Annotated in this window: 22 protein-coding genes; 18 read left to right on the plus strand and 4 right to left on the minus strand. The window is 63.2% G+C overall.

What is annotated here, in order from left to right:
• Positions 1–64: 64 nt before the first annotated feature.
• The 4 genes from FCS99_RS12350 (at position 65) to FCS99_RS12365 (ending at position 3,432) form a co-directional block, all read left to right on the plus strand.
• Complete coding sequence (locus tag FCS99_RS12350) at positions 65–562, plus strand: nuclear transport factor 2 family protein (RefSeq protein WP_138512979.1); 498 nt, start codon at positions 65–67, stop codon at positions 560–562.
• Between the two features lie 112 nt (positions 563–674).
• A complete protein-coding gene (locus FCS99_RS12355) occupies positions 675–1,736 on the plus strand; it encodes a hypothetical protein (protein WP_138512981.1) in 1,062 nt (353 codons plus the stop codon).
• The gene (locus FCS99_RS12360; RefSeq protein WP_138512983.1) at positions 1,733–2,791 is read left to right on the plus strand and encodes a glucose-1-phosphate thymidylyltransferase; all 1,059 of its coding nucleotides are present in this window, start codon (positions 1,733–1,735) and stop codon (positions 2,789–2,791) included. The genes FCS99_RS12355 and FCS99_RS12360 overlap by 4 nt, the downstream gene beginning before the upstream one ends.
• A complete protein-coding gene (locus tag FCS99_RS12365) occupies positions 2,791–3,432 on the plus strand; it encodes an HAD-IA family hydrolase (protein WP_138512985.1) in 642 nt (213 codons plus the stop codon). Before FCS99_RS12360 ends, FCS99_RS12365 begins: the two co-directional genes overlap by 1 nt.
• 7 nt (positions 3,433–3,439) lie before the next feature.
• Here FCS99_RS12365 and FCS99_RS12370 read toward each other — a convergent pair whose 3' ends face one another.
• Together FCS99_RS12370 and FCS99_RS12375 are read right to left on the minus strand one after the other, a co-directional pair.
• Entirely contained in the window at positions 3,440–4,357 is a 918-nt protein-coding gene (locus FCS99_RS12370; RefSeq protein ID WP_138512987.1) for a hypothetical protein, read from the minus strand.
• A gap of 61 nt (positions 4,358–4,418) precedes the next feature.
• The gene (locus FCS99_RS12375; RefSeq protein WP_138512989.1) at positions 4,419–6,602 is read right to left on the minus strand and encodes a prolyl oligopeptidase family serine peptidase; all 2,184 of its coding nucleotides are present in this window, start codon (positions 6,600–6,602) and stop codon (positions 4,419–4,421) included.
• Positions 6,603–6,686: 84 nt separating this feature from the next.
• Between FCS99_RS12375 and dapF the strand changes: the two genes are divergently transcribed.
• The 3 genes from dapF to FCS99_RS12390 all read left to right on the plus strand — a co-directional run bounded on the left by dapF (position 6,687) and on the right by FCS99_RS12390 (position 9,281).
• On the plus strand, positions 6,687–7,505 hold the full coding sequence (gene dapF, locus FCS99_RS12380; protein ID WP_233352803.1) for a diaminopimelate epimerase: 819 nt from the start codon (positions 6,687–6,689) through the stop codon (positions 7,503–7,505).
• A gap of 102 nt (positions 7,506–7,607) precedes the next feature.
• Positions 7,608–8,909 (plus strand): hypothetical protein, encoded by a 1,302-nt coding sequence (locus tag FCS99_RS12385; RefSeq protein ID WP_138512991.1) that lies wholly within the window; start codon positions 7,608–7,610, stop codon positions 8,907–8,909.
• A gap of 93 nt (positions 8,910–9,002) precedes the next feature.
• A complete protein-coding gene (locus FCS99_RS12390; protein ID WP_138512993.1) occupies positions 9,003–9,281 on the plus strand; it encodes a hypothetical protein in 279 nt (92 codons plus the stop codon).
• Here the strand turns inward: FCS99_RS12390 and FCS99_RS12395 are convergent.
• Positions 9,278–9,634, minus strand: coding sequence for a hypothetical protein (locus FCS99_RS12395; RefSeq protein WP_138512995.1), 357 nt, complete (start codon positions 9,632–9,634; stop codon positions 9,278–9,280). The genes FCS99_RS12390 and FCS99_RS12395 overlap by 4 nt on opposite strands.
• A 161-nt stretch (positions 9,635–9,795) precedes the next feature.
• On the opposite strand from FCS99_RS12395, the gene FCS99_RS12400 reads away from it, so the two are divergent.
• Both FCS99_RS12400 and FCS99_RS12405 read left to right on the plus strand, forming a co-directional pair.
• Positions 9,796–10,323 carry a CC0125/CC1285 family lipoprotein gene (locus FCS99_RS12400; protein WP_138512997.1) on the plus strand — a complete coding sequence of 176 codons (528 nt, stop codon included), beginning with the start codon at positions 9,796–9,798 and terminating at the stop codon, positions 10,321–10,323.
• A gap of 195 nt (positions 10,324–10,518) precedes the next feature.
• Positions 10,519–12,621, plus strand: coding sequence for a TonB-dependent receptor (locus tag FCS99_RS12405; RefSeq protein ID WP_138512999.1), 2,103 nt, complete (start codon positions 10,519–10,521; stop codon positions 12,619–12,621).
• 75 nt (positions 12,622–12,696) lie between these two features.
• Here the strand turns inward: FCS99_RS12405 and FCS99_RS12410 are convergent, their stop codons facing one another.
• Positions 12,697–13,473, minus strand: coding sequence for an SDR family NAD(P)-dependent oxidoreductase (locus FCS99_RS12410; protein WP_138513003.1), 777 nt, complete (start codon positions 13,471–13,473; stop codon positions 12,697–12,699).
• 275 nt (positions 13,474–13,748) lie between these two features.
• Here FCS99_RS12410 and FCS99_RS12415 point away from each other — a divergent pair, with 275 nt between their 5' ends.
• The 9 genes from FCS99_RS12415 (at position 13,749) to FCS99_RS12450 (ending at position 20,130) form a co-directional block, all read left to right on the plus strand.
• On the plus strand, positions 13,749–14,612 hold the full coding sequence (locus FCS99_RS12415; protein WP_138513005.1) for an isoaspartyl peptidase/L-asparaginase family protein: 864 nt from the start codon (positions 13,749–13,751) through the stop codon (positions 14,610–14,612).
• Between the two features lie 14 nt (positions 14,613–14,626).
• Entirely contained in the window at positions 14,627–15,145 is a 519-nt protein-coding gene (locus tag FCS99_RS12420) for an RNA methyltransferase (RefSeq protein ID WP_138513006.1), read from the plus strand.
• A gap of 112 nt (positions 15,146–15,257) precedes the next feature.
• Complete coding sequence (locus FCS99_RS12425; RefSeq protein WP_233352805.1) at positions 15,258–15,785, plus strand: invasion associated locus B family protein; 528 nt, start codon at positions 15,258–15,260, stop codon at positions 15,783–15,785.
• Positions 15,786–16,043: 258 nt separating this feature from the next.
• Entirely contained in the window at positions 16,044–16,211 is a 168-nt protein-coding gene (locus FCS99_RS16140; protein WP_171036362.1) for a hypothetical protein, read from the plus strand.
• An 18-nt stretch (positions 16,212–16,229) separates the two neighbouring features.
• Positions 16,230–16,610 (plus strand): hypothetical protein, encoded by a 381-nt coding sequence (locus FCS99_RS12430; protein ID WP_138513008.1) that lies wholly within the window; start codon positions 16,230–16,232, stop codon positions 16,608–16,610.
• A 79-nt stretch (positions 16,611–16,689) separates the two neighbouring features.
• Positions 16,690–17,877 carry a 23S rRNA (adenine(2503)-C(2))-methyltransferase RlmN gene (gene rlmN, locus FCS99_RS12435; RefSeq protein WP_138513010.1) on the plus strand — a complete coding sequence of 396 codons (1,188 nt, stop codon included), beginning with the start codon at positions 16,690–16,692 and terminating at the stop codon, positions 17,875–17,877.
• Positions 17,874–18,188 carry a putative quinol monooxygenase gene (locus FCS99_RS12440; RefSeq protein ID WP_138513012.1) on the plus strand — a complete coding sequence of 105 codons (315 nt, stop codon included), beginning with the start codon at positions 17,874–17,876 and terminating at the stop codon, positions 18,186–18,188. The genes rlmN and FCS99_RS12440 overlap by 4 nt, the downstream gene beginning before the upstream one ends.
• A 143-nt stretch (positions 18,189–18,331) precedes the next feature.
• Complete coding sequence (locus FCS99_RS12445) at positions 18,332–18,676, plus strand: hypothetical protein (RefSeq protein ID WP_138513014.1); 345 nt, start codon at positions 18,332–18,334, stop codon at positions 18,674–18,676.
• Positions 18,673–20,130 (plus strand): methyl-accepting chemotaxis protein, encoded by a 1,458-nt coding sequence (locus FCS99_RS12450; protein ID WP_138513016.1) that lies wholly within the window; start codon positions 18,673–18,675, stop codon positions 20,128–20,130. The genes FCS99_RS12445 and FCS99_RS12450 overlap by 4 nt, the downstream gene beginning before the upstream one ends.
• Positions 20,131–20,132 lie beyond the last annotated feature (2 nt).

Consider the following 20,132-nt stretch of genomic DNA (forward strand, 5'->3'; position numbering starts at 1 on the left):
CAGACCGGGCCTCACCCGGCAAACTGGCCCCGACTGGATAGGCCCGAGCCTCAGGGGGATCACCATGAAATACACCATCATCGCCGCCGTCACGGCGGCCTGCCTGTTCACCCTGCCCGTCCGGGCCGATCAAACCGCCGAGATCGAGGACACGATCAACGCGCTCTACGACGTGATTTCCGGCCCGGTCGGCGAGGCCCGCGATTTTGACGCGATGCGCGACCTGTTCATGGACGGCGCCTCCATGGGTGCCGTCGGTGCCGGTCCGGACGGCGAGGGGCGTGGCCGGGTCATCACGCTGGACGATTATATCGAGCGGTCCGGACCTTGGCTGGTGGAAAACGGCTTCACCGAACGCGCCACCCGCACCGAAATCACCCAATGGGGCGAGATCGCCTATGCCCGCTCCGCCTATGAGGGCGTCAATGGCGTGACCGGCGAGGTTTTCCTGATCGGCGTGAATTTCATCACCCTGTTCAAGGTCGAGAACGAGTGGAAGATCGCATCCATCCTCTGGCGCACCGAGACCGAGGACTGGCCGGTCGAGGCCGCGTTCGACTGACCGGCCCGGTCCCGCCACGACCGCTTTCCGCTTGAGGTTGAACCCCCGGCAACTAAACTCTCCCGTGCAAGCGCGGGAGGGGAATTTGTCGCAGGAAAAACCGTCGTCTGACTTGTCCCTGAAGGACTTCTGGCCCGAAGGATTATCGCTCACATTCTGGACGGCATCCCTGACCATTCTGGGTCAGCAGGAAGCCGACTGGCTTCCCCTTCACTGGCTGAACGCCCTGAAAGCCCTCGCGGCCTTCCTGCTCATCGCAATCCCGCTTTTCTACCTGTTCCGGCGCATCAAGCCTGTCGTGGGATTTCTCAGGGGCAGCGCCCGCGACCTCAGGGCCAACAATGAGAAGCTGGACACGCTGGCCACTGATCTCGCTGAGCTGCAATCGGAATCGACCCAGCTTCGCGAGGACATCGCCCGGCTTCAGCGTTTCACCGCGCTCAACAGCGAGATTGTGGAACAAGGCTTCATGGGCCTGCAGCAAAGGGCGATGCGGGTTGAGAGTCTGCCCGCCAATGAGGGTTCCAAGCTCTATGTGGTCAGCCGGCACCTCGCCAGCCATTTCCGGGACAACGATCTGGACATTGCCCTGGGCCGGCAGCTCTACAATGCCTGGACGCCCGAACGCCTGATCGCCCAGTACATCGAGGGTATCAACAAGCGCAAGGAACTGATCGACCGGTATCTCAAATCCGGCGGCAAGGCCTATTTCTTCTTCGAGTATGACAATCTGGAAGAATACAAATCCGGCCGGACGCAATTCGACCAGAACATCGACCCGGTCGAAGAGCGCAAGTCCCGCTTCAGAAAGCTCCGCGACATCAATCTCATGGATCACTGCGAAGTACGGCTGTTCCATCGTTCCCTGGGCAATAACATGATCATTCGATGCGATGACCAGCCCGCGACCGGGCAGGATCAGTCCATGGCTTTGCTGATGGATTTGCGCCTGCCCTATTCGTCGACGAATTTCGAGAAATCCTGCTATGGAATCTACTCGACCTCACCGGCCATCGTTCGCGAATACCGCGACAAGGCGGAAGGCATTCTCAGCGCGGCACAGGGAGATGTCTATCGACCCCGGGGCGACACATCCGGGGAAGCCAAACCGATGGTCATCAGTGACCAGGACGAGATTGAAACGCTTTTGAACAAGTGGCTGAGCGAAATATGACCCCGAAGTCTGCCCGTCTGAATGACGCCCTCAACGTCTCCACCCGCCATGTCCTGCCCTCGCGCAGCATTTTCAATGCGCGATGCGGCATCCTCACCCCGCGCCAGCGTCTGGCGCTCCAGGGTGTCACCGAGATGGCCTATACCTGCAGCGATCCGGCCTATGGCGAACGGGTCAGCGCCGCTGGCAATATGGGCTGGTCGGACGCGCCCGGCGCCGCCGATCTGGAAATCTCGTCGGAGGACTTCGCGGCCGGCCCGCTCATTGCCTCTTTGGATGAGAGCATCCTGGCCGATATCGAGCTCTTGGGTTCAACCGGTGCACTGGACGGCTTCCTGTCCGACGCACCGACCCTGGTCGGCCCCGCATCCGGCCTGCGGCGCCACCCGTCTTCCGACATCCAGCCCGGCTGCGTGATCGATACGAGTGACGGCCCGGTCATCATCGACAAGGGGGCCCGGGTGTCCCGCCTGAGCTATATCGCCGGCCCGGCCTATGTCGGTGAGAACGCCCGGATCGACAGTGCCCATCTGTGCGGGCCGGTCGTCATCGGCCGGGAATGCCGGATCGGGGGCGAGATCGAATGCTCGATCTTCAACGACTATTCCAACAAGCATCATGAAGGCTTTGTCGGCCATTCCATCGTGGGTGAATGGGTCAATCTGGGCGCCCTCACGACCACGTCGGACCTGAAGAATAATTACGGGCAGATCCGCCTCGAAAGCGCCGCCCCCTGGTGCGGGCGGCCGGAGCTGCACCGCTATGACACCGGCGAGATCAAGTTCGGCTCCATCATCTCCGAATTCGTGAAGACGGCGATCGGCACGATGATCAATACCGGCTCGGTTCTGGACATCGGCTCGAACGTGTTCGGGGACAGGCCGGGCAAATACCTGCCGGCCTTCTCCTGGGGTGCTGACTCCGCCGCATTGTACGACCCGGACCGCTTCATCAGCGACGCCCAGACCATCGCGGCCCGGCGCAAAGTCGTGCTCGACGACGCCCGGATCGCCACGCTTCGCCATATCCGCACCCTGGCCGGACAGCGCGTCTGATGCGCCTGGGCTTCCAGGCCATCCTGTTCGACATGGACGGCGTCCTGGTCAATTCCAATCCAGCGATCGAGGCCAGCTGGAAGGCCTGGTGCACGGGGAACGGGATCGACTTCGCCGCCATGAAACCGCGCCTGCACGGCCGCAAGGCGGTGGAGGTCATTCGGGAGTTCAAACCCGACGCCGAGATCGAGGCGGAATGGCAGGTCCTGATCGACCAGGAAATGGCCATGGTCGGCCTCACCGAAGCCCTGCCCGGAGCCCTGCCCCTGATGTCGGCCCTGCCGCCGGAGGGCTGGACAATCGTGACCTCCGCTCCGCTGGAACTGGCCAAGGCGCGGCTGGATGCGGCCGGCCTGCCCCATCCCCGACTTTGGGTCAGCGCCCGGGACGTCCAGCGCGGCAAGCCGGCACCGGACGCCTTCCTGTTGGGGGCAGAGCGCCTCGGCCAGACCCCGGCCGACTGTCTGGTGATCGAGGATTCCCGCGCCGGCATCGAGGCGGCACGGGCCGGCGGTTTCCGTTCGGTCATGGTCGGGCCGGACAGCGAGACCGATCCGGGGGCGACGATCCGGCTGCGCGATCTGTCAGACCTGACCCTGTCGCAAACGGATGACGGCCAGCCCTGCCTGATTGCGACTTGACCCAGATTTAGGTGAATTCCACCCGTTCCTGCGAGAAGAAGAAAAGCGACTGGACCGAGGGGTCCTCGATATCACCTTCGGTCTGCAGCAGGCTCTTCATCGAATCCCGGCGGCTCTTCAGCGCGGCGTCGAAATCGGCCTCGATCTTGGCGGTGGCCTCGACATCGCGCAGGGCATTCTTCAGCTCGACATAGAGCGTGAAGTCGCCGCACAGAAACATGCTTTCATAGAGGATTTTCGAGGCGATCTTCTCGTGGATATCGCCATACATCATCTGCGCCTTCATGCGCGATTCCGGTTTGACGACGAAATCGACCTCTTCCTTGAAGTTCGTCCGGCGCAGAACGAAGTTCTTCACCGCCAGCATTTCCTCATCGATCGCCTTGAGCATGTCCGGATCGAACCCGTCCCGGAACACCACAACGATGTCGATGTCCGACCCCTGGATCAGCTTGCCCAATTGCTGGTTCTGGCGCGGCTCGTCATGGGCCAGGTAATAGGCAATGTCCCCGGCAATGAAGCAGACCGCATTCTCGAACAGGGCTTTGCGGTGCTCGTCAGAGAGATACATGATCGTATCGCGCGCCACGGCCAGTTTGCGGACCGAGATTTCGCGGTGATGGTTGGACAGCTGGATCTGGCGTTCGATCACCTGGGAACGCTGGTGCGGCAGGGATATCAGCGTGAAGGTCAGGAAGTCCCGCAGGATGGACGGGCTGAGCCGGATGAAATCCTCGCGCGTGATGTCATAGCGCAGGTAATAGCGGGCAAAGTGCGAGATCTGCAGGAAGCCCGAGCCGAAACAGGTCCGCCAGACATCCAGATAGGGCGCGCCATCCAGGGCCTCGACCAGTTCCCGGCCCAGCAGGGGGCCCCGCGCGTTCACGGCATCAATGATGCGGGTTTCCATATCGGCACTGATCACGGCCCACTCCCCCGTCAAAGTGAAAACCCCCGGCCGGACGGACCGGCCGGGGGCAAAGGCATCAATCCATCAGCTTCTGCATCAGGAAGGTATAGAGCAGCGCATCGCGGCGGGCCGACTCGGCCAGATTTGCCGCGGCGGAGTGACCGCCGGCCGTGTTCTCGTAATAGAGATAATCATGGCCGAGCTCTTCGAGCAGGTGCGCCATCTTTCGGGCATGACCCGGATGGACGCGGTCATCGCGGGTGGACGTGAAGAGGTAGAGCTCCGGATACTCCCCGTTCGCATCCACATTGTGATAGGGCGAAATGGAGCGCAGGAAGGCACCCTCGTCCGGGTCGGACGGGTCACCATATTCGCCCATCCAGGACGCACCGGCGAGCAGGGTGTGATAGCGCAGCATGTCCAGCAGCGGCACGGCCGAGACGACCGCATTCCACAGGTCCGGGCGCTGGGTATACATCACCCCGGTCAGAAGGCCGCCATTGGAGCCGCCATAGACGCCGGTGTGGCGCGGGCTGGTCAGGCCACGGCTGTGCATGTCCTCGGCAACCGAGATCAGGTCGTCATAGATGCGCTGACGATTCATTTTCAGGCCGGCCTGGTGCCAGGACGGACCGAACTCGCCGCCGCCACGGATATTGGCGACGACATAGGCGCCGCCATTTTCCAGCCAGAGACGGCCGCGCGAGCCGGAATAGCTCGGACGGATCGACACCTGGAAACCGCCATAGGCGTAGAGCAAGGTCGGCGTCGTGCCGTCCATCACTGTGTCCTCATGGCGCACGACGAAATAGGGCACCATGGTGCCGTCGGTGGACTCCGCTTCCAGCTGTTCCACGATCAGGCCTTCGGTGTTGAAGCGTTCCGGGATCGACTTGATCGGCTCCACTTCCAGCTCCGCCGCATTGACGGTGTAGAGCGTGTCCGGCGTGAGGAAGCCTTCGGCATTCATGAAGGCGATGTCCTCATGCATGTTCGTCGAACCGAGCGAGATTGTCATGTTGTCCGGCACCGGAACCGTGTCCGACGTCCACTGGCCATCGGCATAGTGGAAGGCTTCCAGCCCGCCGACGACATTCTCGTCGATCGCCACGAGCAGGGCCGAGGCCGTCGCGCCGATACTGCCCAGCGACTGGCGCGGGCCCGGAACGAAGACCGTCTTCACGGCCGGCAATTCGCCGGTTTCCGCGAAATCCGCGAACGTGAAGGAGAGGAGCGAGCCGGACTCATAGGTCGGCCCGTCGGCCACCGGGGTCCAGTCTTCCTCGACCGTGAAGACCAGCTCGCCGGCATAAAGCTCCTGGATGGTCGACTTGGCCGGCAGCGGCAGCTGCACAGGCTCCGACCCTTCGGGCAGATACCACCAGGTGGTCTCGTAGAAAGTGTCGGCTTCCGACGCCATCATGTAGACCGTGCCGTCCACGTCTTCGACGCGGAAGGAGAACAGGCCGACATCGGTACGGTCACCGCGCAGGGCTTCGGTCGCCTCGGACAGGTCCGTGCCGCGCTCCCAGCGATACGTCACGGAAGGATAGCCGGACGTGGTCGAATCCGCCTCGCTCGTGGCCAGACCGACCATCACCGTATCCGCATCCACCCAGGACACACCGCCCTTGGCTTCCGGCGTCACGAAACCGTCCTCGACGAAGGCGCGATCGGAAATGTCGAATTCCCGGCGCACGGCGGCATCGGAACCGCCATCGGACAGGGTCAGGATGCACCGGTCATAGTCCGGGGCCAGGCAATTGGCACCGCGCCAGACCCAGTTGGTCTCCTCGGTTTCCGACAGGGCATCCACATCCAGGATGACATCCCAGTCCGGCGTGTCGGTCAGATAGCTTTCCAGCGTGGTCCGGCGCCACAGGCCGTGCGTGTGCTCGGCATCCTGCCAGAGGTTCCAGACATAGCCGCCATAATAGCTGCCATAGGGAATCCGGTCCTCGCTCTGGTAGATTTCCAGGGCCTGGTCGTAGAGGCCCTGATAGCGCTCATCGCCCTGCAGGCGTGCGAACGTGCGCTCATTCTGGCCTTCCACCCAGTCCAGGGCCTCTTCACCCTCGACCTCTTCCAGCCAGACCCGCGGATCATTGTCCGGGTCGATCTGGACGATTTCGCGGGTCGAGCCCGTATCACTGGTCTCCGTGGTCACCGTGTCACCTTCTTCACTGGCAGGCTGGCCGCAGGCCGCCAGCGCCAAGACGCTGACCCCGGCCGCCCAGGCGATGGATCGCTTGAACATCATGCTTACACCCCTTGAATGTCGTGGGGCGCAGTTAAGCCCGTCCGGCTACTGGACGTAAAGCCGTGTCAGCGGTATCGGGGCTGCATGAAGGCAAGACTGATGAATGGCGCGGGCAACCGCTTTATCCTCGCTGACCAGCGGGACAGTGCCATCCCCGCGCAATTGCCGGCGGAGACGGTGCGCGCCTGGGCGCGGCAGCATGCCTTCGACCAGCTTCTGGTGCTGAACCGGAGCGAGCAGGCCGATGCCTATATGCGCATCTGGAATGCCGATGGCGACGAAGTCGGCGCCTGCGGCAATGGCACCCGGGCCGCGGCCTGGGCGCTGATGGAAGAGAGCGGCAGCGATGCGGCCAGTCTCGACACGATCGGCGGTCGCCTGGCAGCAGAACGGGCCGGTCATCTGAGCGTCAGCGTCGACATGGGCGAGCCGCGGCTGGACTGGCAGAGCATTCCCCTCGCCCGGCCGATGGACACGGTGGCCCTGGACTTTGCCACCGAGGCCGACGGAATCCGGATCGAGACACCCGGCGCGGTCAATATGGGCAATCCGCACGCCGTCTTCTTCATCCGCGATGTCGAAAGCCTGCCGGTCGCAAAACTGGGCCGGGAGGTGGAGCTGGATCCGCTCTTCCCGGAAAAGGTCAATGCGGGCTTTGCCCAGATCTATGATGCCAGCCATATCCGGCTGCGGGTCTGGGAACGCGGGGCCGGTCTGACCGCCGCCTGCGGCACCGGGGCCTGTGCCGCCCTGGTCGCGGCGCACCGTCGGGGTCTGGCCGCGCGCAAGGCCTCCATCATGGCGGATGGCGGTGAGCTTTTCGTGGAATGGCGGGAGGCGGACAATCACGTCATCCTGACCGGCCCGGTCGAGGATGAGGGCGAGATCGAACTCGCCCCGTGATCTGAAATCGCCACACTTATCGCAGAGTTTTGCGACAAACAGGCCTTCCTGACGCCACAGATATTCCTATGATCCCGGGAACGTCGACCTTGGGGAGGTTCCATGCGTTGTCTCATTGCGTCCGTGCTGGCTCTGGGCCTGTGCACCACACCTGTCCTGGGGCAGGACGATCCGGCTCCGACCCAGCAGACGGTTGCGCTGGAACTGTTCGGCCTGGCCAATACCGCCCTGGACAATGACGACCATGAGGCGGCCCGGCGCTTCCTGGAAGCGGCCCTGGACCTGAAGCCGGCCCACCCCGCCATCCTGCGCGGTCTGATGATCACCGCCCTGCGCGCCGAACACGCCGAGGATGCCTTCTCGGCCCTGGAACGCATGGCCGCCGCCGGGATCGGTTTTGACCCGAGCCCGGCCCGTGACCTCCTGCAAGCCGCTGATGCAGCCCGCTATGCCGCAGTGGTCGCAGCCCTGGAGAGCAATCGCGAACCGGTCGGCCAGGCCGAAGTCTATACTCGCCTCGAGGGCGAAGACGGCCTCATCGAGGGCGTCGCCATGGATATCGAGACGGACCGTCTCTTTTTGTCCTCGGTCACCGGGCGTGAAATCCTGCTGGTGGAACCCTTTGCCCGCAATGAGGCCACGGTGTTCGCCGACCGGGAAGACGGTCTCTGGTCGGTTTTCGGCCTGGCCGTGGATGACCGGTCGCGGCTGGTCTGGGCGGGCTCCGCCTCCATCGACCAGACCCCGATGGAGGAGGGCGAGGCCGGTGGCACGGCCCTGTTCGCCTTCGATCTCGTCACCGGCGAGCTTTATCGCCGCTACGAAATCGACGGCGCCGTCCAGATCGCCGATTTCACGGTTCGCGACGGTGCGGTCTATGCCTCTGACAGCCAGGCCCCGCGGGTCTATGTCCTCGACAGCCCGACCGGCCAGTTGGAAATCCTGGCCGAAGACCCGCGATTTGTCAGCCTGCAGGGTGTCGCCCTCGCACGCGGCGCCGTGATCGTGGCGGACTATGCCACCGGCCTGTGGCGGATCGATCTGGGCGATGGCAGCGTCTCGCTGGTCCGCGCCGGGACGGAAAGCCTGATCGGCATTGATGGTCTGCGGCAGACCCGGGACGGCCGCCTGCTCGCCGTGCGCAATGGCACGGTGCCGCACCAGTTGATGGCGATTGATCTGGACGAGACCGGACATGCCGTCGCGGGCACGGAAGTCCTGTTGCGGGCCCATCCGGACATGGAAGCGGACTGGGGCGAACCCACGCTGGTCGACCCGGCCGACGGCCGCGCCTGGCTTCTGTCCAATGCCGCCTGGCCCTGGTTCTCCGCTGATGACGAGGCGCGCCCGGCAGGCGGGCCACCGGCTCCGGTCATTCTGGAACTGGACCTTCCCCAGCGGTAAACCCGGCCGTCAGCTTTCATTCACCGGTTTCTCATAATCTCGATCTGCGAGGGAGTGTGGGCCTCAGGGCCCGTCCGCTTTACGGAGGTTGAGATGGCGGAGATTGATCGCGAATTCGAGGCGCAATTCCTGCACGGGCTGAGACTGACGACAGCCGAGATCACCTATTACATGCCGGACCATCCCGGCCTGCTCCAGATCTTCCTCTGGCAGACCCAGGATCTCGCGCCGAAATATCCGCGCCTGGTCCGCTTTCTGGATTTCTGGAAGCGCGAGATCGATGCCGTGATCCATTCGGTGCAGGTCGCCCATCACGGGCTCGTCTCGCCGACCGTCTGGCGCTTCGCCGACTTCCAGGGCCGGATCAACTAGCGCCCGGAGCGCCCCAGTCCCTGGCCACAGGCCTCACGCAGAACCGGTTCCGCATAGGTCACGCGCTGCCGCAGGTTGAGAATCTGGTCCAGGCTCATCCCCAGCGAGTCGACCAGATCCTGCGGTTCCCCGATGCGGGAGAGTTCCGGCATGGCCGCCGCAATCACACGGCGCTGGTCCAGGTTGAAGCGTGACCGGGCCTCGCGCTCCAGGCATCCGCAGGTCATGGCTTCGCCGCCATGGGCGAGGCAGGCCTGGTAGATCGGATTTTCGGCCTGTTCCTGATCTGCATCCGGATGGCCCGGTGTAGCCAGCCCGATCAACAGAGACAGGAGCAGCGTTGCACTGATCATGGGGAACTCCAATGCCCCCGCTTGGGGTTTCGGGACACGGGTCTGGCTGATCCCGGACCAAATGTCACCCCAAAGCTTTTGAATTCAGCCCTTTCCACAGCGCCCAGACAAGTCATAATCAATCCAGCGAGGACAGTTCGAGCACGCAAGGAGCCTGTTTCATGAGGCGCATTCTTTTCAGCATCGCCGCGGCCACCTGTCTGGCCGCCTGCGCGACCCCCACGCCCTACCAGGCGGCGGAAGACGGCCGCCAGGGCTATGCCCAGACCCAGATCGAGACCAACCGTTTCCGGGTCTCTTTCCGGGGCAATTCGCTGACGGACCGGGAGACGACGGAAAACTACCTCCTCTACCGCGCAGCCGAGCTGACCTTGGAATCCGGCTATGACTATTTCACCGTCGTGACCCGCGCGACCGATGAGGACACGCAGATGACCCGCACGGGTTTCGGCTCGTCCTATACCTCTCCCTTTGCGGTGAACTATGCCTATTACCATCCCCGCTGGGGCTGGCGTGGCTGGCATGACCCCTTCTGGGATGACCGCAATTATCGCGAGATCACCCGCTATGAAGCCAGCGCCGAAATCTTCCTGGGGCGCGGCACCAAACCGGATGACGCCAATGCGTTTGATGCACGGGATGTGATCCAGAATCTGGGTGACGACATTGTCCGCCCCTCGACGGACTAGGCCCAGCCTGTCCCGACAGACCTGTTGCGAAAGGCCGGCCCCCGCGCCGGCCTTTCCTGTCTCTGCGTCACATTGACACCACACCTGCAGGTGTAGCGGCCCGGATGGGTCTCCTGAGACAGCACACGCACTTGACACTCACTATCACCCTCAATAATCGGCCTCGTGTAATTAATTCGCAGAGGCATTCCCAACATGTTCAAGTCCCGCGTTCTTCTGACCTCGACCGCCCTTGTCTGCGGTCTGGCGGCTGCCGCTCCGGCTTTCGCCCAAAACGATCAGGAAGACGTCATCCGTGTGGATGGCCGTTATCTCTCTCTCGACCAGCTCAATGCGGTGAAAACCCCGACGCCGATCATTGACGTGCCGCAGAGCCTGTCGATCGTCTCGGAGGTGCAGATCGCGGAACAGGGCTTTGCCAATCTGGGCGATATCCTGCGCTATACGCCGGGCCTCTCGATCAGCCAGGGCGAAGGCCACCGTGATGCGATCAATATTCGCGGCAACCAGGCCACGGGCGACTTCTTCCTGAACGGCATCCGCGATGATGTTCAGTACTACCGCCCGCTCTACAATCTGGAACAGGTCGAGATTCTGCGCGGTTCCAACGCGCTCCTGTTCGGCCGGGGCGGCGGTGGCGGTGTCATCAACCGCGTCACGAAATCCCCCGTCTCGGGCGAGGACTTCACCCAGGCCAGTGTCAGCCTCGACACGTTCGGCGCCTACCAGGTCACCGGCGACACCAATGCGGTTCTCACCGGCACAACGGCGGTTCGCCTGAACGCCTTCGTCGAGGAAATGGCCAACCACCGCGACGCCTTCGATGGCAGCCGCTACGGCATCAACCCGACGCTGACCACCGAGCTGGGCAATGAAACCACGCTCACCCTTTTCTACGAGTATCTCAATGATGACCGGGTCGTGGACCGGGGCGTGCCGTCCGTGGCCTATGCCGGCGTTCCGAACCGCCCGCTGACCGGCTTTGACGATTTCTTCTTCGGCTCCCCGGAGGAAAACAACACCACGCTGGAAGCCCATACCTTCCGCGCCCGTGTGGAACATGAATTCACCGACCAGCTGCGCGGCAATGTCACCGTCCAGTATGCCGACTATGACAAGGCCTACCAGAACCTCTACGCCGCCGGCATCGATACGAGCTCGACCCCGAACCGGGTCACGCTGGACGGTTATCGCGACACCACGACCCGGAGCAATCTGATCGTCCAGGGCAATTTGGTCGGCGAATTCCAGACCGGCATTTTCAGCCACACCTTCCTGGTCGGCGGCGAATATGGCGACCAGGAAACGGCCAATGCGCGCTGGGACAATGTCTTCGCGGCCAATAATGACGACCGGATCGAGATCGATGTCACCGATCCGCTCTCCATTCCGGACTTCAGCTTCTCCGCGCCGGCCCGGGACCGCCAGTCGGAGGTCAGCTTTGCCTCGCTCTATGTGCAGGACCAGATCGATGTGACCGACACATTCAAGGTCGTTCTGGGCGCGCGCCTGGACCGGTTCGACGTGTCCGTTCTGGACCTGCGCGCCGTGTCCGCCACCGATGATGGCCGCCGCGGCCGGGTCGATGAGGAAATTTCCCCCCGCTTCGGCCTGATCTACAAGCCGGCGGAGAATGTCTCCGTCTATGCCAGCTATTCGGAAACCTTCCTGCCGAGCGCCGGTGACCAGTTCCTGACCCTGTCGACCACGACCGAGGACATCCGCCCGCAGGTCTTCGAGAACCGCGAGATCGGCGCCAAGTGGGACGTCAATGACCGGCTCAGCTTCACGGCCGCGCTGTTCCGCCTGGAACGCGGCCAGTTCACCACGGTGGACCCGGATGATGCCTCCATCGTCACCACGGTGGCCGGCAGCACAACGGAAGGCTTCGAGCTTCAGCTGATCGGCGAGCTGCTGGACGGCTGGACCATCAATGCCGGCTATTCCTGGCTCGATGGCGAGGTTGAAGGCGGCGGGTCCGACGGCAATGTCACGCGCCAGACGCCGGAACACATGCTCTCGGTCTGGAACCGTTATCAGGTCAATGACCGCCTCGCCCTGGCGCTGGGCGCGACCTACCAGGACTCCTTCTTCGTGCTCGAGGACAATTCGGTGGAAGTGCCGGACTATCTGCGGTTCGATGCAGCCGTCTATTACGACCTGTCCGACACGACCCGGATCCAGCTCAATGTCGAGAACCTGACGGACGAGGATTATTTCCCGGACGCCCACTCCAACTCGAACATCTCCACCGGCGAGCCGACCAATGCCCGCCTGACCCTGCACCACCGCTTCTAGGCGAACAGACAGGTCCACAAACGAGAAAGGCCGGGGCAAGCCCCGGCCTTTCCTGTTTCAGCGTCTGGCGCGTACCTATTTCGGAGGCATGCGCGCGCCGGCGTCCAGGCGGACGCATTCGGCGTTGATATAGTCGTTGGAGATCATGAAATTGACCAGATCCGCATATTCTTCCGGCGTGCCGAAGCGCTGCGGGAATTGCAGATGGCTGGCCAGGTTCACTTTCACTTCCGGCGGCATCTGCGAATAGATCGGCGTCTCGAAGAAGCCCGGCAGGATCGTGTTCACGCGAACGCCTTCACGGGCGAGATCGCGGGCCATCGGCAGGGTCATGCCGTAAATGCCGCCCTTGGAGGAGGCATAGGCGACCTGGCCGATCTGGCCGTCCTGAGCCGCCACGGACGCCGTGTTGACGATGACGCCCCTGCCGGACTCGGTCGGGTCCAGGGTCAGCATGCCAGCGGCGGACAGGGCGGCGCAGTTGAAGCTGCCGATCAGGTTGACGTTCACCACCAGGGCGAACTTGTCCAGCTGGTGCATGACGATATCGCCCGAGGAGGCGCGACGGGCGGTCTTCTCGGCCCAGCCAATGCCGGCACAATTGACCAGGATGCGCTCCTGGCCGTGGGCCGCGCGGGCAATCTCGAACCCGGCCTTCACGCTCTCCGCGTCGGCCACATTGACCTTGGCGAACACACCACCCAGCTCGGCAGCGACGGCCTGGCCGCGCTCTTCATTCATGTCGAAAATGGCGACTTTGGCGCCTTCGGCAGCAAGACGGCGGGCTGTACCTTCGCCGAGACCGGATGCACCGCCGGTGACGACGGCAGCTACGGAATTGTCGATTTTCATGTGACTTCCCCTTATCGATTATGCCCAGCGACATAGCGTGTCGAAGCCGAAAAGAAAACGCGTCGCCTGAACCAGGCGACGCGGAAGAGGAGGGAAATACCGAATCCTCATGAATGGACTTCGATACCCACAGATTATCCATACATTTTGTGGGGCCGAATGTGACGTTTCCGCGCAGCCCGCCCGGACCGCATGGCATTGGCAGTTCTAAGCCCGCGGCGGGGGTGTTAGAGCTTTCGCCGACCTGTTTTCACCTGAAGCCAAGGGGACCCCTCATGGGCCAGACCTATGCCCTTCTTCTGCACGGCGGTGCCGGCGTTCTCGCCGACCGCAGCTATGACCCGGAACGCACCCACATGCGGACGCTGGCCGAAACCGGCAAGGCTATGCTGGCCCGCGGGGACAGCGCGCTCGATGTTGTGACGGAAATCGTCCGCCAGCTCGAGGATTCCGGCCTCTATGTTGCCGGCAAGGGTGCCTCGCCCAACCAGGCCGGCCGCTATGAGCTGGATGCCGCCATCATGGACGGGCCCAGCCAGAAGGCGGGCGCCGTTGCGGCCCTGACCGGCTTTCTGAGCCCGATCAAGGCGGCCCGCTGCGTGATGGAAGAAACGCCGCACGTCATGCTGGCCGGCCGCGGCGCCGAACGCTTTGCCGGCATGCACGAGCTGGACCGGGTCATCAGTGTGAATGACTATTACACACCGGCGGCCGCGCCCGACAGCCGCGCCATCGCGACCGGCACGGTCGGCTGTGTGGCGCTGGACATGTCGGGCCGCCTGGCTGCGGCGACCTCGACCGGCGGCACGCTGAACAAGCTGGAAGGCCGGATCGGCGACAGCCCGATCATCGGCGCCGGCTGCTGGAGTGACGGCCATGTCGCTGTCTCCTGTACCGGTCAGGGCGAATTCTTCATGCGCCAGGGCACGGCCAAGGACGTGTCCGCGCGGATGAAATATGCCGGCGAAAGCCTGGAAGAGGCGGCCCGCCATGCGATCGGCGATGTCGGCGCTCTGGGCGGTGAAGGCGGACTGATCGCCGTGGATGCGCAGGGCAATCTGGCCCAGCCCTTCAATTCACCGGGCATGAAACGCGCCGCCGTCCACGCCGACGGCACGATCACCGTTGATGTGAACTGACAGGGAAGCGGACCATGCGGGGTTATTTCGGGGTCGGTGCCGAGGGCATTTCCAAGCCGATGAATCTGGGGGCGATCCTGCGGACAGCCCATGCCTTCGGCGCGAGTTTCGCCTTCACGGTCGACGCCCACCACCGGGTCCGCGATGTCTACCAGGCCGACACGGCCAAATCGGTCGAGCATGTGCCCTACTATCCGTGGGACGGGCTGGACGACATGCACCTGCCGGACAAGTGCCAGCTGGTCGGCATCGAACTGACCGATGAAGCCATCGACCTGCCGACCTTCCGCCACCCTTTGTGCGCGGCCTATGTCTTCGGGCGGGAGCGCGGCTCCCTGACCGAGGAGATGCAGGCCAGGTGCAGCCATATCGTGAAGATCCCGACCAAGTTCTGCGTCAATGTCTCGGTCGCCTGTGCCATCACCCTCTATGACCGCACGCTCAGCCTGGGCGGGTTTGCGGAACGCCCCCTCATGCCGGGCGGCCCGAAGCTGGACACCACGCCGGACAAGAAATTCGGTCATCATCGTTGATCACGAATTCACAGGCCAAATCGGGAAAATTAGGACGGGCTTAACCCTCGCCATCTTACCGCCATGGAGTGCGCACAGACTCTTCCCGCTTCCCGATGAGGATTGATCAATCGTGTCCTTGAAAGCCTGCCTGTCCGCCCTTGCCCTGACCGCCGCCCTGCCGCTTTCCGCCCTGATCGCGGCGCCGGCCCAAGCGCAGGAAGAGCCCCAGTTCCGCGCCGAGTACAATGACTGGCGCGTCTTCACCCGGCCGTCCGATGCCGGCCTGATCTGCTACGCCCTGTCGCGACCCACCGACAGTGCGCCGCGCGCCCATGACCATGGCACTGTCTATTTCATCGTTGCCTCCTGGCAGTCCGGAGCCGTGGAAGAACAGCCCAATCTGCTTGTGGGCTATGATCTGCGTCCGACCAGCCCGCCGGAAGTCCGCGTCGGCTCTAGCCGGTTCGACATGTTCACCGACGGCCAGGAAGCCTTCCTCGACGACCTCTCCGATGAGCCCGACCTGATCCGCTCCATGCGCCGCGGCTCGGTCATGCGGGTCTCGGCCACCACGGTCGCCGGGGTCGCCACCTCCTATGAATTCTCGCTCTCCGGCGTCACCGCCGCCCTGCAGCGGGTCGAGGCACTGTGCGGGTAGACAAGTGGGCATAGAGAAACAGCGTCCGAGCTGGCATTCTCAAACATCACACGCTCCATAACCCAGCAGTGTGTTCTTCTTTTGTTTCGCGAATATTGATATTTGGGAAGAAAAAGGGAGATTTGCATCCATTTTGGCGTTAAGATTCCCTTAAGATGCGAATTACCGAAACCACTCACGCGGACCAAAATTGTCTCTAAACTAATGGCAACAAACGAAAAAACGTCGATAAAGGTCACCGTCTCTATGGATAAGAGAATGGTGAAGTACATCGACTATCTCGCCAGAAACAAGCTCAATGAGAGAACGCGGGCGAAGGTCATCGAAAGCATCGTAGAATCCTGGCTCATGGACAACATTGAGCAGGAGCATGAACGGTTCGAGCGGCTTTCTAGAATGTCTAAGTCGTGGGGCGATAATGATTAGTAAGGCGGGGGCTTTCAGATGGAAATTCAGCCCGAACGGAGCAACTCTAACCACGCAATAGCCGCCAACGTTACCTCCGCAATTGTGGTTGCCGCGTGGGTAGCCTATTTGGGTTTGGTCTATGTCATTATCAGAGAGTCCAACGTCCTTTGGGGAGGCCTGTTTGCGTCACCGCTTTGCCTTTTCCTTCCTAAAGTTTCGCTGATGCTGCTTAGAAAGTTTGGCATTGAAGACCGCAGGTCGAGCAGCTCCATCGCCGATGATATTGTCAAAATAATAAATGCGCTGAAGGGAACGCCCGCAGAAGCGGCCAACCCGGATGAATCGATAAAGCAAGCGGACTTGTTCGAGCTTCCCGTAAACAACGTGGTTCGCTCGAAATTGCGCGATCACAACTAGCCAGACTCAACAATCTAGCAATCCCGACATGCAACGCGCCCCCTCGCGGAGCGCGCGCTTTTCCATTATAGGACGCGCCATGAACGCCCAGACCGCCTCCTCGTCCGCGCATCCGCTGGACCTGTCCTTTGACCGCCGTGCCCCGAAGCCGGCCGGTCCCCTGTCGCTCGCCGGCCTGACCCGTCCGCAATTGCGCGACGCGCTGATCGCCCATGCCGGGGTGGATGAGAAGAAGGCGAAGATGCGCGCCGACCAGCTCTGGCGCTGGATCTATCATTATGGCGTCACCTCCTTCGAGGAGATGACCAATGTGTCCAAGGACCTCCGCGCCGTGCTGGCCCGGGAGTTCACCCTGGACCGCCCCAAGATCGTGGAGCGCCTGGTCTCCGTCGACGGCACCCGCAAATACCTGATCCAGCTGGCCCCGGGCGTGGAATGCGAGACCGTCTTCATTCCCGACGTGGCCCGCTCCGGTGCCCTGTGCGTGTCCAGCCAGGTCGGCTGCACGCTGAACTGCACCTTCTGCCATACCGGCACCCAGGCCCTGGTCCGCAATCTGACCGCCGCCGAGATCGCCGCCCAGGTGATGATCGCGCGCGATGACCTGGAAGAATGGCCGACCTCGAACGAGAACCGGAAGATCACCAATATCGTCTTCATGGGCATGGGTGAGCCGCTCTACAATCTCGACCATGTCTCTGACGCGATCGACATCATTTCCGATGGCGACGGCATGGCGATCGGCCGCCGCCGCACCACGGTCTCGACCTCCGGCGTCGTGCCGAAGATCCAGGAGCTGGGCGAGCGCACCGGCACCATGCTGGCTATTTCCCTGCACGCCACCAATGACGATCTGCGCAATGAACTGGTGCCGCTGAACAGGAAATACCCGCTGGCCGAGCTGATGGACGCGATCCGCGCCTATCCGGGCCTGGGCAATTCCAAGCGCGTCACCTTCGAATACGTCATGCTGAAAGGCGTGAATGACAGTCTCGCCGAAGCCCGCGCCCTGGTGAAACTGCTCAAGGGCGTGCCCGCCAAGATCAATCTCATCCCGTTCAATCCGTGGCCGAACAGCCCGTATGAATGCTCCGACTGGGACCAGATCGAGGCCTTTGCCGATGTGGTGAACCGAGCCGGCTACGCCTCCCCGATCCGCACCCCGCGCGGCCGCGACATCTTCGCGGCCTGCGGCCAGCTCCGTTCGGAAAGCGAGAAGATCAAGGCCAGCGTCCTGCGCAAGCAGCGGCTTGCCGGCGGGGAATGACCTCAGCCGTCCTCTATCGCTGGCGCCTGAAGCCCGGCCGGGATGCCGAGTTCCGGGAGGCCTGGGCAGAGGGCACGCGCCGCATCCATGAGGCCTGCGGCTCCCACGGGGCTTCGCTTCACCAGGACGAGGACGGGATTTACTGGTCCTACGCGCTCTGGCCGTCCGAAGCCGCGCGAAAGGCCTGTTTCCAGGACAATGACTGGTTCTCGCAGGACTGTTTCATGACCATGCAGGACTGTATCGCGGAGCGTTTCGAGGAGATCCGCCTCGACGTCGTGAAGGACGAATTGCGTCCCACCGAGCGCTAGCAGTCCCACCCGACAACCCGTAGCGCCATGCTACCTGTGATTACGTATATTTAATTCATAACTTTCAGATGCTTGTTGTCACCAAATAATGCCTCATTAACCGACGCGTCCTATTTTCCCGGTTTGGGTTAGGACAAGTCCTGATGAGAAAACTGCTTCACTATATTCCGGTTGCGCTCATTGCGAGCCTGACGGTGGCGACCCCACTCCTGGCGGCGGCCGAACCGGCGCGCGGCCCGGAAGTGGCGGTTGTCTTTCCGCCCGGATGGTCCGGCGCCGATGCCATGCGGGCTGCCGCCCGCGCCGATGTCGGGGTCGTCCGCTTCGGGGCCTGGGACAATATCCTGATCACCCGGCATGACAGCGACGCCGACATCGAACGGCTCCGCGACGCCGGTGCCTGGTTTATTCTTCCGCCGGGAGCCCTGGGGGGCTGCCTCGCCGGCAACCCTCTTGCGACCCCCCAAGAACGGGAATCCCAATCATGAGCAGTCTTGAAGCCTTCCGCGCCCGTGCCCAGGGCGTGGCGATGATCGTTGTCGGCATCCTGGCCGTCGCCGTCCTGATCACCACCGCCATCGTGAACACGGACCGTCTTGTGGGCGTTGCCGTCATCGGCCTCGCCGTCGCAGGTCTGGCCGCTGCCCAATGGAAGATGCAGCCCAATTCCGTGGTCTCCCGAAGCACGACCGGGGCGGCCCTGGTCGCTTTCCCCGCCCTCTTCGTCTACGCGATGAGCGGGTCCGGCTGGCAGATCGACATGCACATGATGTTCTTCGCCGCCCTGTCGATCGGCGCCATCATGCTGGACTGGCGGGTGATCCTGACCGCGTCCGCCGTCACCGCCGTTCACCACCTCTCGCTCAACTTCCTGCTTCCCTGGGCCGTCTTCCCGGACGGGGCCAGCTTCGGCCGCGTCGTCTTCCACGCCGTCATCGTGGTCGGACAGGCTGCTGCCCTGTGCTGGATGGCCTACCACTCGGCCAAGGCGCTGAAGGATGCCGACAAGGGCGCCGAAGAGGCCCGCGTGGCGTCCCAGTCCGCCGTGGAAAGCTCCAAGGCCGCCGAAGAAGCCCGCCAGACCGCCGAGGACCAGCGCAAGGCGACCCTCGACCTGGCCGCTTCCTTCGAGACCGCCCTGGCCCAGATCGCGCTCGGCATTTCCGGTGCCTCCTCGCAGGTCGACAGCCTGGCCGGTCAGCTGGCCGGCGATGCCCAGACTACCCGCACCAGCGCCGAAACGGCGCGCGAACAGGTCCGTCACACCCAGGACGACGTGCAGTCCGTGGCCGCCGCGGCCCAGGAATTGTCCGCCTCCATCGCCGAAGTGGCCCGCATTCTCGACAGTTCCGCCGATGTCTCCGACCGCGCTGCGGCCGAAGCCGAAGGCGCCGGGCGTTCCGTGGATGCGCTGGAAAACGCCGCCAAGGAGATCGAGGCCATCATGAAACTGGTCGCCGATGTCGCCGAGCAGACCAATCTGCTCGCGCTCAACGCGACCATCGAGGCCGCCCGCGCCGGGGAAGCCGGCAAGGGCTTCGCTGTCGTGGCGTCCGAAGTGAAAGCCCTGGCCGAACAGACCTCCAACGCCTCCAGCGAGATCGCGTCCAAGATCGAGACCATGCGGGGTGCGTCCGGTGGGGCCGCCAGTGCTCTGGGCCGGATCACGGAAATCGTGTCGGAACTGCGGGTCTCCACGGAGAGCGCCCAGTCGGCCTTCTCCCAGCAGAACGCCGCCACCCAGGAAATCGCCCGCCTTGCGGAAACCGCCTCCTCCGCCTCGTCGAGCGTGACCAGCGGGATGGAAGATGTCGCGAATGCAGCCAACCGCACCAATGATGCGGCCGCCGAAGCGACCCGTGCCTCCGGCGAGCTCAACGTCGCAGCCCAGGGGCTGGACGCTGAACTCAACCGGTTCAAGGAGGCGCTGAAAGCCTCCTAGGC

Origin of the sequence: Maricaulis alexandrii (genome assembly GCF_005871165.1) — a bacterium.
Taxonomy (GTDB): domain Bacteria; phylum Pseudomonadota; class Alphaproteobacteria; order Caulobacterales; family Maricaulaceae; genus Maricaulis; species Maricaulis alexandrii.

Bases quoted from the DNA above. Each gene is read 5' to 3' on its own strand.
- FCS99_RS12350 (WP_138512979.1), top strand. From the start codon at position 65: ATGAAATACACCATCATCGCCGCCGTCACGGCGGCCTGCCTGTTCACC.
- FCS99_RS12360 (WP_138512983.1), top strand. From the start codon at position 1,733: ATGACCCCGAAGTCTGCCCGTCTGAATGACGCCCTCAACGTCTCCACC.
- FCS99_RS12365 (WP_138512985.1), top strand. From the start codon at position 2,791: ATGCGCCTGGGCTTCCAGGCCATCCTGTTCGACATGGACGGCGTCCTG.
- FCS99_RS12375 (WP_138512989.1), bottom strand. From the start codon at position 6,602: ATGATGTTCAAGCGATCCATCGCCTGGGCGGCCGGGGTCAGCGTCTTG.
- dapF (WP_233352803.1), top strand. From the start codon at position 6,687: ATGAAGGCAAGACTGATGAATGGCGCGGGCAACCGCTTTATCCTCGCT.
- FCS99_RS12385 (WP_138512991.1), top strand. From the start codon at position 7,608: ATGCGTTGTCTCATTGCGTCCGTGCTGGCTCTGGGCCTGTGCACCACA.
- FCS99_RS12390 (WP_138512993.1), top strand. From the start codon at position 9,003: ATGGCGGAGATTGATCGCGAATTCGAGGCGCAATTCCTGCACGGGCTG.
- FCS99_RS12395 (WP_138512995.1), bottom strand. From the start codon at position 9,634: ATGATCAGTGCAACGCTGCTCCTGTCTCTGTTGATCGGGCTGGCTACA.
- FCS99_RS12400 (WP_138512997.1), top strand. From the start codon at position 9,796: ATGAGGCGCATTCTTTTCAGCATCGCCGCGGCCACCTGTCTGGCCGCC.
- FCS99_RS12405 (WP_138512999.1), top strand. From the start codon at position 10,519: ATGTTCAAGTCCCGCGTTCTTCTGACCTCGACCGCCCTTGTCTGCGGT.
- FCS99_RS12410 (WP_138513003.1), bottom strand. From the start codon at position 13,473: ATGAAAATCGACAATTCCGTAGCTGCCGTCGTCACCGGCGGTGCATCC.
- FCS99_RS12415 (WP_138513005.1), top strand. From the start codon at position 13,749: ATGGGCCAGACCTATGCCCTTCTTCTGCACGGCGGTGCCGGCGTTCTC.
- FCS99_RS12420 (WP_138513006.1), top strand. From the start codon at position 14,627: ATGCGGGGTTATTTCGGGGTCGGTGCCGAGGGCATTTCCAAGCCGATG.
- FCS99_RS16140 (WP_171036362.1), top strand. From the start codon at position 16,044: ATGGTGAAGTACATCGACTATCTCGCCAGAAACAAGCTCAATGAGAGA.
- FCS99_RS12430 (WP_138513008.1), top strand. From the start codon at position 16,230: ATGGAAATTCAGCCCGAACGGAGCAACTCTAACCACGCAATAGCCGCC.
- rlmN (WP_138513010.1), top strand. From the start codon at position 16,690: ATGAACGCCCAGACCGCCTCCTCGTCCGCGCATCCGCTGGACCTGTCC.
- FCS99_RS12440 (WP_138513012.1), top strand. From the start codon at position 17,874: ATGACCTCAGCCGTCCTCTATCGCTGGCGCCTGAAGCCCGGCCGGGAT.
- FCS99_RS12445 (WP_138513014.1), top strand. From the start codon at position 18,332: ATGAGAAAACTGCTTCACTATATTCCGGTTGCGCTCATTGCGAGCCTG.
- FCS99_RS12450 (WP_138513016.1), top strand. From the start codon at position 18,673: ATGAGCAGTCTTGAAGCCTTCCGCGCCCGTGCCCAGGGCGTGGCGATG.